We start from the raw sequence: 13,961 nt of genomic DNA, 5'->3' as shown, positions 1-13,961 counted from the left end.
CGCACGTCACGCAACCACAGGCCACGCCCATCAGGATAGGGAAAGTGCTGGTGCCCCACCCCGGGCATCGTTCTATAACGAGCAACCGAGTTCGATCCAACCAAAGGAGACGTGCCATGAAACTTCATCACATTGCCGCGCTGGCCATCGTGGCCATGGCCGGAGGTGCTGCACAGGCGCAGCCCAGCCAGGGCGTGAGCAAGGACACCATCACGCTGGGTTCCATCCAGGATCTGTCCGGCCCGCTGGCGGGCTTTGGCAAGCAGGTGCGGCTGGGCATGATGCTGCGCGTGGACGAGGCCAACGAGCAAGGCGGCGTCAATGGCCGCAAGCTGGACCTGAAGGTGGAAGACTCGGGCTACGACCCCAAGAAAGCCGTGCTGGCCGCGCAGAAGCTCGTGAACCAGGACAAGATCTTCATGATGGTGGCGCACATCGGCACGGCGCAGAACCTGGCCGCCATGCCGGTGCAGTTCAGCAAGAATGTGATCAACTTCTTCCCGGTGACGGCCGCGCGGGAAATGTACGAGCCCTTCCACAAGCTCAAGTATTCGTTTGCCGCCACTTACTACGACCAGATCCGCCTTGCCGCCCCCAAGCTCATCAAGGAAAAGGGCGCCAAGAAGATCTGCACCATCTACCAGGACGATGAATTTGGCCTGGAGGTGATGCGCGGGGGCGAGGCGGCACTCAAGTCCATGGGCATGGACTTCACCGAGAAGACCTCGTACAAGCGCGGCGCTACCGACTTCTCTTCACAGGTCGCCAAAATGAAGTCGTCCGAATGCGACTTCGTGATCCTGGGCACCATCATCCGCGAGACCATCGGCACGATCGGCGAGGCGCGCAAGACAGGCTTCAACCCCACCTTCCTGGGCTCCAGCGCCGCCTACACCGACCTCATCCACAAGCTGGGCGGCAAGCCCATGGATGGGCTGTACGCCACCATGACGGTGCAACACCCCTACCTGGATGAAGCCAGCCAGCCCATCCGTTTCTGGGCCAACAAGTACAAGACCAAGTTCAACGAAGACCCCACCGTGTTCTCGGTCTACGGCTACAACGCCATCGACGCCTTCATCAAGGCGGCCCAGAAGGCGGGCCCCAATCTGAGCACCGACAGCTTCATCAAGGCCATGGACACCATGGTGATTCCGCCCGACATGTTCGGCAGCGCCGAGGGCACCTTTGGCCCACAAAAGCGCCTAGGCAGCGATCTTTCTCGCCTGTCGCAGATCACCGATGGCAAGTGGAAGGTGGTCTCCGACTACGTCAAGCCATGAGCGCCTGACCAGCCTCCTTCAAGCCGCCTTCGGGCGGCTTTTGCGTTTCAGGGGGTGCATCCGGGCTCAGTCGGTGGCAGAATTTAACCAAGCAGTAACTTTGCATAAATAACCTGGTTGCCCCACCATGATCGAACGCACCCTCTTCCAGCCCGACCACCAGGCCTTTGCCGACAGCTTTCGCCGCTTCATCGACAAGGAAGTGACGCCCCACCACGCCGCCTGGGAAGACCAGGGCTATGTGGCGCGCGAGGTGTGGAGCCAGGCGGGCGCCAACGGCTTTCTGTGCATGAGCCTGCCCGAGGAATACGGCGGCGCCGGGGCCGACAAGCTGTACTCGGTGGCGCAGATGGAAGAGCTGGCGCGTGCAGGCACCACGGGCATCGGCTTCGGCCTGCACAGCGAGATCGTGGCGCCGTACATCCTGCACTACGGCACCGAGGCCCAGAAACAGAAGTACCTGCCGCAGATGGCCAGCGGCGCCGTGGTGGGCGCCATCGCCATGAGCGAGCCGGCTGCGGGCAGCGACCTGCAAGGCATCAAGACCACGGCCATCAAAAGTGCGGACGGATCACACTATGTGCTGAACGGCAGCAAGACCTTCATCACCAACGGCTGGCATGCCGACCTGGTGATCGTGGTCGCCAAGACCGACCCGGCGGCCGGGGCCAAGGGCACCAGCCTGTTGCTGGTGGAGCGCGGCATGCCCGGTTTTGAAAAAGGCCAGCGCCTCAAGAAGATGGGCATGAAGGCGCAGGACACGTCCGAGCTGTTCTTCAACGACGTGCAGGTGCCGGTGGACAACTTGCTGGGCGGCCCCGCCATGGAAGGGCGCGGCTTCATCTGCCTGATGGAACAGCTGCCCTGGGAGCGCCTGCAAATCGCCATCACCGCCGTGGCCGCCGCCCAGGCCGCCATTGACTGGACGCTGGACTACGTCAAGCAGCGCAAGGTCTTTGGCCAGAGCGTGGCGTCATTTCAAAACACCCGCCACACCCTGGCCGAGCTGCAAACGCAGGTGCAGGTGGCCCGCGTGTTCGTGGACAAATGCTGTGAACTGATCGTGCGCGATCAGCTCGACACCGAAACCGCCAGCATGGCCAAGTACTGGACGACCGACCTGCAGTGCAAGGTGATGGACGAATGCGTTCAGCTGTTTGGCGGCTACGGCTACATGTGGGAATACCCCATCACCCGCGCCTATGCCGACGCACGCGTGCAGCGCATTTATGGCGGCACCAACGAGATCATGAAAGAAGTGATTGCACGGGCCATGGGCCTGGGCAAATAACGGAATGCACCGCACCGTGAATAACGCAGTGCACGATGCCCTGCACAACGCCCTTCACAACGCACAAGTGGACGCCGAATGCCGCTACAGATACCAGGCGGCGCGGGCCTCTTCGGGGCTGAGCGGCGCACCGGGGCGGCGGTCGGTGACATTCAGCCAGGAGCGCACACCCTGGCTGCCACTCAGCGCACGCATCAGCAGCAAGCCTGCGCCAATGCCGCGAATGGCCGCCGAGCTGCGGCTGGGCGCCATGAAGGCCGCCACCGCCAGCGCACTGGATGCAGCCAGCACGACATGGTGCTCCAGCGCAAACCCTTCGCGCGTGTCGTCGTATTCGATGGCGCTGCGCGCGATGCGCTGCAATGCAGGGGATGTATTTCGTTCCATAACCAGAAATGTAGATAGCAACCGCCGAAAGATAGTGCAAAACCCACTGCACCCGCGTCAGAAAGCACCTTGTAGTGGCGTGAGCCAGCCCAGCTGCTTTACCGCCGCACTGCTTGAAGTTTAGAGAAACCACCGGAGACCATTCATGACCGAAGCCTATGTATTCGATGCGCTGCGCACCCCGCGCGGCAAGGGCAAGAAGGACGGCACCCTGCACGAGGTCAAGCCCATCGACCTGCTGGTGGGCCTGCTGACCGAGCTGCAAGCGCGCCACCGCTTTGATACGGCGGCGGTGGACGATGTCGTCATGGGTATCGTCTCGCCCGTGGGCGAGCAGGGCTCGGTTTTACCGAAGGTGGCTGCGCTCAAGGCTGGGTGGGACTTTCGCTGTGCGGGCGTGCAGGTCAACCGCTTCTGCGCATCGGGCCTGGAAGCCGTGAACCTGGCCGCGCAGAAGGTGCGCAGCGGCTGGGAAGACCTAGTGGTGGCGGGCGGCGTGGAGAGCATGAGCCGCGTGCCCATCGGCTCCGACGGCGGCGCCTGGGCGCAAGACCCCGCCACCAACTCCGCCACGCTGTTCGTCCCCCAGGGCATCGGCGCTGACCTGATCGCAACGCTGGACGGCTACACCCGCGCCGATGTGGACGCCTTCGCGCTCGAATCCCAACGCCGCGCCACCGCCGCGCGTGCCGCGGGCTACTTTAAGAACTCTGTCGTGCCCGTGCGCGACTTCATCGGCCAGACCATCCTGGCGGAAGACGAATTCATCAAGCCCAAGACGACCCTTGAAGGCCTGGGCGCGCTCAAGGCCTCGTTCGAGCAACTGGGCGGCATGGGCTTTGACGCCGTGGCGCTGCAGCGCTACCCGCAGGTGGAGCGCATCCACCACGTGCACCACGCGGGCAACTCGTCGGGCATCGTGGACGGCGCCGCCGCCGTGCTCATCGGCAACGAGGCCGCGGCCAAGGCCCACGGCCTCACGCCGCGCGCGCGCATCGTGGCCACCGCGCTGAGTGGCGCCGACCCCACCATCATGCTCACCGGCCCCGTGCCCGCAGCCCAGAAGGCGCTGGCCCGAGCAGGCATGACCATCGATCAGATCGACCTGTTTGAAGTGAACGAGGCGTTTGCCGCCGTGCCCATGCGCTTCATGCGCGAGCTGGGCGTGCCGCACGACAAGGTCAACGTGAACGGCGGCGCCATTGCCATGGGCCACCCGCTGGGCGCCACAGGCGCCATGATCCTCGGCACGCTGATTGACGAGCTGCACCGCCGGGGCCAGCGCTATGGCCTGGCCACGCTGTGCGTGGGCGGTGGCATGGGCATCGCAACGATTGTTGAACGTATCTGAACGGGCAGGAGACAAGAACATCATGCAAACCATCCGCTACGAACTCATCCCCGCCCAGGGCACCGAAGGCCAGGTCGCCGTCATCACGTTTGACGAAACCAATTCCCCCGTCAACACCATGTGCCGCCAGTGGCAGCAAGAGCTGGGCGAGGTCACGGCCCAGGTGCTGGGCGACCGCGAGCGCCTGGGCGCCGCGCTCAAGGGCATCGTGCTCGCATCGGCCAAAACCAGCTTCTTTGCGGGCGCCGACCTCAAGGCCACCATGCGCCTCACGCCCGCCGATGCGCCCAGCGCGTTTGGCGAGATCGAGCGCATGAAGAAGCACTTTCGCACGCTCGAAACCCTGGGCATTCCCGTGGTGGCCTGCCTCAACGGCGCAGCGCTGGGCGGTGGGTGGGAGGTGGCGCTGGTCGCCCACTACCGCATCGCCGTGGCAGATGCCAAGATCCAGTTCGGCCTGCCCGAGGTCACGCTGGGCCTGATGCCCGGCGCCACCGGCGTGACCAAGATGACGCGCCTGCTGGGCCTGATGGGCGCGCAGCCCTACATCCTGGAAGGCAAGCTCTTCAACCCCGCCGAGGCGCTGGAGCTGCAACTGGTGCACGAGCTGGTGGCTGCGCGCGAACAGCTGCTGCCCGCCGCCCTGGCCCACATCGCCACCCACCCGCACGCGGTGCAGCCGTGGGACGACAAGAACTACAAGATGCCCGGCGGCACGCCCGCCAACCCCAAGATTGCAGGCGCCCTCACCGTCGCGCCCGCCATGCTCAAGAAGACCACGCGCGGCCGCTACCCCGCGCCCGAGGCAGCGCTGGCCGCCATGGTCGAAGGCGCGATGGTGGACTACGACACCGCCCTGCGCATCGAAAGCCGCTACCTCGCCCGCCTGATGACCGGCCCCGTGGCGCGCAACATGATCAACACGTTCTTCTTCGACATGAACGCGATCAAGAGCGGTAAGTCGCGCCCGGGCACGGCCCCGCGCTACACACCCCAAAAGGTCGGCATCCTGGGCGCCGGCATGATGGGCGCAGGCATCGCCTGGGCCCAGGCCAGCCGGGGCATCGCCACCGTGCTCAAAGACGTGAGTGCCGAGAAGGCCGAAGCGGGCAAGGCCTACAGCGCCAAACTCACCCAGGCCCGCGTGGACAAGGGCCGCATGACCGCCGAGGCGCAGCAGGCCCTACTGGCCCGCATCACGCCCACCGCCAGCGCGGCCGACCTGGCGGGCTGCGACCTCATCATCGAAGCCGTGTTTGAAAGCCGCGACCTGAAAGCCAAAGTCACGCAAGAGGCCGAGCCGCAGCTGGCGCCCGGCGGCTTCTTTGCCAGCAACACCTCCACCCTGCCCATCAGTGGCCTGGCCACGGCCAGCAGCCGGCCCGAGAAGTTTGTCGGCATCCACTTCTTCAGCCCCGTGGACAAGATGAAGCTGGTGGAGATCATCCGCGGCAAACAAACGGATGACGAAACCGTGGCCCGCGCCTTCGACTACGTGCAGGCCCTGGGCAAAGTGCCCATCGTGGTCAACGACTCACGCGGCTTCTACACCAGCCGCACCTTCGGCACCTTTGTGATGGAAGGCGCCACCATGCTGGGCGAAGGCATCCCCGCCGCCGCGATTGAAAACGCCGCCATGCAGGCCGGCCTGCCCGTGGGCCCGCTGGCCGTGCTGGACGAAACCGCGCTGACCCTGAGCGTGCATGTGCTGGACCAGACCCGCGCCGACTACGCCGCCGAAGGCAAGACCTACACCGCCACACCCGGCGAGCTGCTGGTGGAGCGCATGGTCAAGGAGCTGAAACGCCCTGGCCGTGCGGGTGGCGGCGGCTTTTACGACTACCCCGCAGGCGCCAGGAAGCACCTGTGGGCAGAGCTGAAGCCTCTGTTCGAGAAGCCCGACGTGGAGTGGAGCGTGCAGGAGATTCAGGACCGTCTGCTCTACCGCCAAGCTATTGAGACCGCGCGCTGCCTGGCCGAGGGCGTGCTGACCAGCGTGCATGACGCAAACATCGGGTCGATCTTTGGGATCGGGTTTCCGGCGTGGACGGGAGGGGCGATGCAGTTCGTTTATGGAACGGGTGTTGAGGCGTTCCTGAAGCGTGCGGATGAACTGGCGGCGAAGTATGGAGCGGGGTTCACGTTAGAAACAAAAGTCCGAGATGCCATCCGCGAATTTCAGCCACGCTATTGACTGAACCAGGGCCCTTCAAGTCGGATACCTGAAGGAGCTAACTTCAGGCTCCCGCAATGCATCCCCGACCAACTGCCACATATGTTGGTCTGGGGTTGTTGCGAACACGAACCACAACTCTGCAATGTGCAGGGCGGGAAACACAACCTCCTCCAGAGAGAAACGGCCCTCTCTGTTGAGAAAGATAGCAACTATCAGGTCATCGCCGGAATATTTGCTCAAACCATCGACCAATGCCTGGACAGTTGCACCTTCGTTCAAATGCGCGGGCACTAACTCCTTGAGTTGCACTCGCGCAAAGTGCTGAGCATCAGCAGTCCGCCATGTGGCAACGAAGTCATAGTCACTTGATTCCACGGGGGAAAACAAAACCTGGTGCCCTAGACGCAGGGACATGCCATGGCAAAAAAGCGCAGCATGGCGAAACTCGCGTATGTGCTTCAAGCCGTTGGTTCGTAGATTGCGGACTTGTGGGGACAAGTTTGCGTCTACCATTTGAGCCTCGATCTGGCGAAGTTCACGCAGAACTACCGCTGGGTCACGATACGACAGCGCGGCAAATCCCTTGAGGACCGAGGAGGACTGCGTCACGGACTTTCCCCTTCACCAGCTGTAGAAGACGTTCATGTGATTTTTCCAGTTCGAACGGACTCGTTACGGTCCTGCGTACTCAGCCACCTTAAATGCTCAGTAGAGATGACACCACAAATAGTGAAGAAGCTCGTTTGCGTACTCATTGGCCAAGCAGTTCTCTCTTTCTGTGTAGCGGGCGTGTTCATGGTGTTTCACTCTCCCATGATCAAGACGGACACCATTGGGATGGTCGAAAACATCGACAGAAATTATGTACACCGCGACCAGTTGACTCCTGCGCAGATCAGCGAGTTGAACGAATACAAACGCGCCATCCAAACCAACGAAGACGCTCATTGGGGAAGGCATCGCTTTTCTCGGATGGTGGTGATTTACGGATTCTCGCTATCGGCAGCTTTGAGCCTTGTAGTCGTCTGGCTTCTTGCGCGGCGGGTGTGTCCAGACCCTTCGCAGAGTTAACGCAGCGCTACCCGAGACCACTCCGCCGCTGGGTAAAGTGTCAACTGGCGCTACTAGCTAACCCAAGCTGCGGCGCTGGGCGCTATTCCCGCTCACTGAATGCCCGCAGCCTTCAACCCCAACATCCCCCGCGCCTCCTGCGGCGAAGCCACCTCCCGCCCCGCGTTGCGCGCGTACTCCGCCAGCTTCTCGATCAACGGCCCATTTGAATCCGCCTTGGTCCCATCCGGCAGATAGAACGCGTCTTCCAGCCCCGTGCGCAGGTGCCCACCCAGCTCGGCCACGCGCTGGTGCACGGGCCAGATCTCGCTGCGGCCGATGACGGTGGCTTGCCAGGGGGCATCCTTGATTTTTAGCTTGAGCAAGATGGGCAGCAGGTCCGGGTCGGCGGGCATGCCGGATTCGACGCCCATCACAAAGTTGTATTCGGGCAGGCGCTCGGTGTACATGCCGGTCTGCACATACATCTCCACGCAGCGCACGATGCCCACGTCGAAGCACTCAAACTCGGGCAACGTACCGGTCTCCAGCATTACGTCGATGAAGTCCTTGACCTTGGCGGGCTGGTTGTCGAACAGCATGGGCGGCCAGGCCCAGGTGCCGTTGCTGCGCACCTTCAGGTAGTTGAGCGAGCCCGCGTTGCACGCGGCCATCTCGGGGCGGGTGGCGCGCAGGCAATCCAGTGGGCCTTGGTAATTGGGGCCGACCACGCCGGTGGTCTGATTGATGATCAAACCCGGGCAGGCCTCGCGCATGGCTTGCACGCAGTCGCGCGCGACCTGCGGGTCCCAGCTGGGCAGATGACCCTTGCCGGGCTCCTGGTTGCGAAAGTGCACATGCACCACGGCGGCGCCTGCGTCGTAGGCGCGGCGGGCCTCTTTTGCCAGTTGCCCGGGCGTGACGGGCACATGGTGCTGGCCGGGGTCCGTCAGCACGCCGGTGATGGCGCAGGTGATGATGGCTTTGTTGCTGTGGTCGGTGCTGTGCATGGGGCCTGTCTCCTTCATTCAAATGCCCAGCTGTTTTGCAGCCAGGTCTTTCATGATTTCTTCCGCACCGCCACCGATCATCATGACCTTGACCTCGCGGTAGATGCGCTCGCTAACGGTGCCGCGCATGAAGCCCATGCCGCCCAGGATCTGCACGGCCTGGTCGGCGCAGAACTGCATGGTTTGGGTGGAGTGGTTCTTCAGCATGCAGATGTTGGCCACCCATTCCGGCCCGGTGCGGCCCGCGTCGGCCTGCGCGGCCACGGACTCGCACCATGCGGCGGTGGACTGGATGCGCATCTGCATGTCCACCAGCTTGTGGCGAATGACCTGGTGCTCCACCAGCGCGGCGCCAAAGGTCTTGCGCTGGCGCGCCCAGGCCAGGGCTTCGTCGAAGCAGGCCTCGGCAAAGCCCAGGGCCGATGCGGCCAGGCCAAAGCGCTCGCCGTTGAAGTTGGCCATGATGATGCGAAAGCCCGCGCCCTCTTCGCCCAGCAGGTAGCGGGCGGGCACGCGCACGTTGTCAAACCGCAGGTGGGCTGTGTCAGAGCAGAGCCAGCCCATCTTGTCGAGCTTGCTGCGCGACAGGCCTGCACTGTGGCCGGGGATGAGCAGCATCGATATGCCGCCGCTGCCCTTGCTGCCAGCGTCGCCAGTGCGCACAGCCACTGTGATCCAGTCGGCGCGCATGCCGGAGGTGATGAACACCTTTTCGCCGTTGACGATGTAGTCATCACCCTCGCGCCGCGCAGTGGTCTTGAGTTGGGCCACGTCGGACCCGCCACCGGGTTCGGTAATCGCCAGCGCAGCGATTTGCTCGCCCGCCAACACGGGCGGAATGACCTCGGCGCGCACAGCATCGCTGCCATGCGCCAGCACCGGCGGCAGGCCGATGTTGTGCGACAGCAGGCTGGCCAGCACGCCGCCGCTGGCGCCGTGGCGGCTGAGCGCACGCCACAGTGGCAGGCGCAAGGCGTAGCTGGCAGGCGTGCCGCCGTACTGTTCGGGGTAGCCCAGCCCCAGCAGGCCCAGGTCGGATGCGCGGCGGTACAGGCTGAGGGGGAATTCACCGGCGGCATCCCAGGCATCCACATGCGGCGCGATCTCGGTGCGGGCAAAGCGGGTGACGGTGTCGGTGAGTGCGGTGCGGTCTTCGTTGCTCATAGAACTCGCATCGGACATGGCGGTCATGCGGGCGCTCCTTGCGTGGCGGGTGCAAAGCGGGCCAGCACCTGGCCGGGCGACACCTGCTGGCCGGGCGCTACCAGCAACTCGGCCACCGTGGCGGCGGCAGGGCTGGCCAGGCTGTGTTCGAGCTTCATGGATTCGATGACCACCACCGTATCGCCCGCCGCCAGCGCCTGGCCTGCGGCCACAGGCAGCGCAACCACCTTGCCGTTGAAGGGGGCGCGCAACTCCGTCGCACCGCCCGCCGCACCCGCGCGCGCAACGGGTTCCCACGATGCGTCTTCCACCCAGCCGTCCACGCCGCCCGACTGCCAGTGCCAACGCCGGGGACCAACCGCCACGCAATGCACGCCGCGCTGGGGCAGTTGCAAAGTCACAGGTTCTGCCCCGGCCTGCTCCACCTGCAGCCTTCCACCGCCCAGCTCGCGCACGGCAATGGAGTGCACCTCGCCCTGGTGGCGCAGCCGCAGGGGCCGGGCCATGGCACAAGGCAGGTCCGACGTCGGATTTGAAGCAAAAATTGCCGATAGCGCTGAAGGAATATGCACTGATAGCTCATTATTTGATAGCAACCGCTGCAGCTCCTGGGCATGCTCCGCCAGGAACGGCACCAGCGCCTGGCCGCTGGCAAACACGGGGTGCTGCAGGCAGGCCGCCAGAAACGCGCGGTTGGTGGGCAAGCCCAGCACGCGGGTGCCCTGCAGCGCACGCACCAGCGCGGCAATGGCCTCGGGCCGCGTGGGCGCGTGCACGATGAGCTTGCCCAGCATGGCGTCGTAGTGAGGCGTGACCTCTGCCCCCTCTTCCAGCGCATGGTCAAAGCGCAGCGCGCCCGGCGCAGCCCGCTCAAACGCGGTGGCCGGTGGTGCGCTGAACTGCAGCACGCGGCCGGTGTGGGGGCGGAAGTGCGCGTCTTCGGCACACAGGCGCACTTCGATGGCGTGGCCTTGCAGATGCACCACATCTTGCGTGAGCGGCAGCGGCTCACCCCGAGCCACGCGGATTTGCCATTCCACCAGGTCCAGCCCCGTGAGCGCTTCGGTCACCGGGTGCTCCACTTGCAGGCGGGTGTTCATCTCCATCAAGAAGAATTCAGCTCCGTCCAGAAGGAATTCCACCGTGCCCGCGCCCACATAGCCAGCGGCCTGTGCCAGCGCCACGGCGCAGGCGCCCATGCGCTCGCGCAGCGCTGCGTCCACGGCGGGGCTGGGGGACTCTTCAATGATCTTCTGGTGGCGGCGCTGTACCGAGCAATCGCGCTCGCCCAGGTGGATGCACGCGCCGTAGGAGTCGGCAAAGACTTGCACCTCCACATGGCGCGGCTGCAACAGCGCACGTTCGATCAGCAAGTCGCCACAACCAAAACCCGCCAGCGCCTCCGACCGGGCACTGGCCAATGCGGCGGGCAACTGCGCCAGGTCGGTGACCAGGCGCATGCCGCGCCCTCCCCCACCCGCCACGGCCTTGACCATGAGGGGCGTGCCGATGCGCGCAGCCTCAACGGCAAAACGTTCGTCGCTCTGGTCGTCGCCCGCATAGCCGGGCAGGCAGGGCACGCCATGCGACTGGGCCAACGCCTTGGCCCCAGCCTTGCTGCCCAGCGCGCGGATGGCGCCGGGCGGCGGGCCGATCCAGCTCAGGCCTGCATCGATAACGGCCTGGGCGAAGTCGGCGTTCTCGCTAAGGAAGCCATAGCCGGGGTGAACGGCATCTGCGCCGGTGGCACGGGCGGCGGCCAGCAGCTTGTCGGTGCGCAGATAGGTGTCAGCACTGGCAGCACCGCCCAAGGCCACCGCCTGAGTGGCTTCGCGTACGTGCAGAGCGTTGGCATCGGGGTCGGAATAGACCGCGACCGTTTCGATGTCCATGCGGTGGGCGGTGTGAATCACCCGGCGGGCGATTTCTCCGCGATTGGCGATGAGTATCTTTTTCATAGGCTGTGCCCTCGCGGCTCCATCGCCCGCCTGCACGCTTCGCGTGCGCGGGCAATTTGCTTCGCCATGCCTGCGGCATGAACACCGCGATTGGCGATGAGGATCTTTTTCATGGCTTCGCACTCCAGGGCGGTGCCTTGCGCGCAGCAAACGCCGCCAGCCCTTGCGGCGCCTCGGGGCCACGCAGCGCTTGCGAAAAAGCAATTGCCGCTTCGTCCAGCAGCGCGGGCAACGGCGTTTCGGGCTGGGCCAGCAACAAACGTTTGGTGGCGGCCACGGCCTGAGGCGCTGCGGCAGCGTGGCGTGCGATGGCAGCTCGTACAGCAGCATCCATGTCGCCCCCCACCAGGTCATCGACCAGGCCCAAGCGCTGGGCGGCAGCAGCATCCCAGCGCTCGCCCGTCAGCAAACACCGTCGCGCCGCCGCCGGGCCAAGGCGCCGCACCACAAAGGGCGCGATCTGCGCAGGCACGATGCCCAGCGTGACCTCGGGCGTGGCGAACTGCGCGCTGGTGTGGGCCAGCACATGGTCGGCGCAGCACACCAGACCAAAGCCGCCACCCATGGCCGCCCCTTCCACCGCCACGATGAGCCACTGCGGCAGCGCGCACAGGGCCTGCAGCAGCGCGCCAAAGCGGCGGTTCAGTGGCACCAGCGGGTCGGCTTCGCCGGCCGCCAGGGGCTGGCCAATGGTCTTGGCAAAGCCGCCCAGGCTGCCCCCCGCGCAGAAGTGCCCACCGGCACCTCGTAGCACCACGCCACGCAAGTCGGCATCGGCCGCTGCCCGTTCGCACGCGGCCAGCAGGGCGTCCACCATGGCTTCTGAAAGCGCATTGCGGCTGGCGGGGTCGTTGAGCGTCCAGGTTTCCACGCTACCGCTGCGCAGCGGATTGCGGTCGAGGAGCAAAACAGTAGCGGTCATTTGCGTGCTCCATTGCTCGCGCTCAGCGGGCTGCATTCACTCCCTCGCCCCTTGTGGGAGAGGGCTGGGGAGAGGGGGTGTCGGACTGGAAGGCAGCGCCGGTTCAGCCCCCTCTCCCCAACCCCTCTCCCGCGAGGGGAGAGGGGCTGTACAGCGCGCGCAGCACACTGCAGGGACAAATTGTTCCCGCTCATACAGGCCGCTTCGCAATGCCCATGAGCTTGGCAAGAATGCCCAGCATCACCTCGTCGGCCCCCCCGCCGATGGACGCCAGCCGCCCGTCGCGGTACATGCGCGAGACCTTGTTCTCCAGCGTGAAGCCCATGCCGCCCCAGAACTGCAGGCACATGTCCGGCACCTCGCGGTTCAGCCGGCCGGCCTTGAGCTTGGCCATGCTGGCCAGCTCCAGCACGTCCTGGCCGTTCACGTACAGGTCGCAGGCGCGGTAGGTGAGTGCGCGCAGGGCCTCGACCTCGGTCTTGAGTTCGGCCAGCTTGAACTGCACCCACTGCTGGTCGGCCAGCGTGGCGCCAAACAGCTTGCGCTCCTGTGCGTAGTCGATGGTCCACTGGATGCAGTTGGTCAGCGATTCGAGCGTGCTGGCGGCGCACCACAGGCGCTCTTCCTGAAACTGCTGCATCTGGTAGATGAAGCCCTGCCCCTCGGCGCCGATGCGGTAGCGCTGCGGCACCCGCACCTCGTCGAAGTAGATCAGGCCGGTGTCGCTGCTGTGCATGCCGATCTTGCGGATCTTTTGCGCCACCTCGATGCCCTTGGTGAGCTTGCCGCCCGGGCCATCCCGCATGGGCACCATCACCAGGCTCTTGTTCTTGTGCACAGGCCCTTCGCCCGTGTTCACCAGCATGCACATCCAGTCGGCCTGCAGGCTGTTGGTGATCCACATCTTCTGGCCGGTGATCACGTAGTCGTCGCCGTCCTTGCGGGCCACGCTCTTGATGCCCGACACATCGCTGCCCGCCGCAGGCTCGCTCACGCCAATGCAGCCCACCATGTCGCCCGCAATCGCAGGGGCCAGAAAGTTGCGCTTGAGTTCTTCGCTGCCGTAGCGCGCGAGCGCCGGGGTGCACATGTCGGTTTGCACGCCGATGGCCATGGGCACGCCGCCGCAGTGGATGTGGCCCAGTGCCTCGGCCATGGCGAGGCTGTACGAATAGTCCAGCCCCTGGCCGCCGTATTCCTCGGGCTTGCACAGGCCCAGGAGGCCCAGGTTGCCCATCTTCTTGAAGACCTCGTGCGCGGGGAAGATCTCTGCGGCCTCCCACTCGTCCACATGGGGGTTGATCTCTTCGTCGATGAAGCGCTTGAGGGTCTTCTGGATCTCGCGGTGCTCGTGTGTGAACTGCATGGT

At 64.9% G+C, this 13,961-nt stretch carries 12 protein-coding genes; 5 read left to right on the top strand and 7 right to left on the bottom strand.

The window, feature by feature from the left end; all coding sequences use genetic code 11:
• Positions 1-116 precede the first annotated feature (116 nt).
• Positions 117-1,283 carry an ABC transporter substrate-binding protein gene (locus KW832_RS01750; protein WP_057229165.1) on the top strand — a complete coding sequence of 389 codons (1,167 nt, stop codon included), beginning with the start codon at positions 117-119 and terminating at the stop codon, positions 1,281-1,283.
• 127 nt (positions 1,284-1,410) lie between these two features.
• The gene (locus tag KW832_RS01745) at positions 1,411-2,574 is read left to right on the top strand and encodes an acyl-CoA dehydrogenase family protein (RefSeq protein ID WP_056059377.1); all 1,164 of its coding nucleotides are present in this window, start codon (positions 1,411-1,413) and stop codon (positions 2,572-2,574) included.
• 84 nt (positions 2,575-2,658) lie between these two features.
• On the opposite strand, the gene KW832_RS01740 is transcribed toward KW832_RS01745, so the two are convergent.
• Positions 2,659-2,961: a hypothetical protein gene (locus KW832_RS01740; protein ID WP_225581100.1), complete on the bottom strand. Its 303-nt coding sequence runs from the start codon at positions 2,959-2,961 to the stop codon at positions 2,659-2,661.
• 145 nt (positions 2,962-3,106) lie between these two features.
• Here KW832_RS01740 and KW832_RS01735 point away from each other — a divergent pair, with 145 nt between their 5' ends.
• Positions 3,107-4,312 (top strand): acetyl-CoA C-acetyltransferase, encoded by a 1,206-nt coding sequence (locus tag KW832_RS01735; RefSeq protein WP_218298849.1) that lies wholly within the window; start codon positions 3,107-3,109, stop codon positions 4,310-4,312.
• Positions 4,313-4,334: 22 nt separating this feature from the next.
• Positions 4,335-6,506 (top strand): 3-hydroxyacyl-CoA dehydrogenase NAD-binding domain-containing protein, encoded by a 2,172-nt coding sequence (locus KW832_RS01730; RefSeq protein ID WP_218298850.1) that lies wholly within the window; start codon positions 4,335-4,337, stop codon positions 6,504-6,506.
• A gap of 15 nt (positions 6,507-6,521) precedes the next feature.
• Here the strand turns inward: KW832_RS01730 and KW832_RS01725 are convergent, their stop codons facing one another.
• A complete protein-coding gene (locus tag KW832_RS01725; RefSeq protein WP_218298851.1) occupies positions 6,522-7,097 on the bottom strand; it encodes a hypothetical protein in 576 nt (191 codons plus the stop codon).
• Between the two features lie 120 nt (positions 7,098-7,217).
• Here KW832_RS01725 and KW832_RS01720 point away from each other — a divergent pair, with 120 nt between their 5' ends.
• The gene (locus tag KW832_RS01720) at positions 7,218-7,559 is read left to right on the top strand and encodes a hypothetical protein (RefSeq protein WP_121941950.1); all 342 of its coding nucleotides are present in this window, start codon (positions 7,218-7,220) and stop codon (positions 7,557-7,559) included.
• A 92-nt stretch (positions 7,560-7,651) separates the two neighbouring features.
• Here the strand turns inward: KW832_RS01720 and KW832_RS01715 are convergent, their stop codons facing one another.
• From KW832_RS01715 to KW832_RS01695, 5 genes are all read right to left on the bottom strand, one after another.
• Positions 7,652-8,548, bottom strand: a complete 897-nt coding sequence (locus tag KW832_RS01715) for a 3-keto-5-aminohexanoate cleavage protein (protein ID WP_255577462.1) — start codon at positions 8,546-8,548, stop codon at positions 7,652-7,654.
• A gap of 18 nt (positions 8,549-8,566) precedes the next feature.
• A complete protein-coding gene (locus tag KW832_RS01710) occupies positions 8,567-9,739 on the bottom strand; it encodes an acyl-CoA dehydrogenase family protein (protein WP_218298853.1) in 1,173 nt (390 codons plus the stop codon).
• Positions 9,736-11,670 (bottom strand): biotin carboxylase N-terminal domain-containing protein, encoded by a 1,935-nt coding sequence (locus KW832_RS01705; protein ID WP_218298854.1) that lies wholly within the window; start codon positions 11,668-11,670, stop codon positions 9,736-9,738. Before KW832_RS01705 ends, KW832_RS01710 begins: the two co-directional genes overlap by 4 nt.
• A gap of 109 nt (positions 11,671-11,779) precedes the next feature.
• Positions 11,780-12,592 carry an enoyl-CoA hydratase/isomerase family protein gene (locus KW832_RS01700; protein ID WP_218298855.1) on the bottom strand — a complete coding sequence of 271 codons (813 nt, stop codon included), beginning with the start codon at positions 12,590-12,592 and terminating at the stop codon, positions 11,780-11,782.
• A 190-nt stretch (positions 12,593-12,782) separates the two neighbouring features.
• Positions 12,783-13,958: an acyl-CoA dehydrogenase family protein gene (locus KW832_RS01695; RefSeq protein ID WP_218298856.1), complete on the bottom strand. Its 1,176-nt coding sequence runs from the start codon at positions 13,956-13,958 to the stop codon at positions 12,783-12,785.
• Positions 13,959-13,961 lie beyond the last annotated feature (3 nt).

Origin of the sequence: Acidovorax sp. sif0632 (assembly GCF_019218805.1) — a bacterium.
Lineage (GTDB): Bacteria > Pseudomonadota > Gammaproteobacteria > Burkholderiales > Burkholderiaceae_C > Acidovorax > Acidovorax facilis.
Note: the sequence above shows the minus strand (reverse complement) of the source record. Positions and strands in the feature narration are given on the sequence as shown.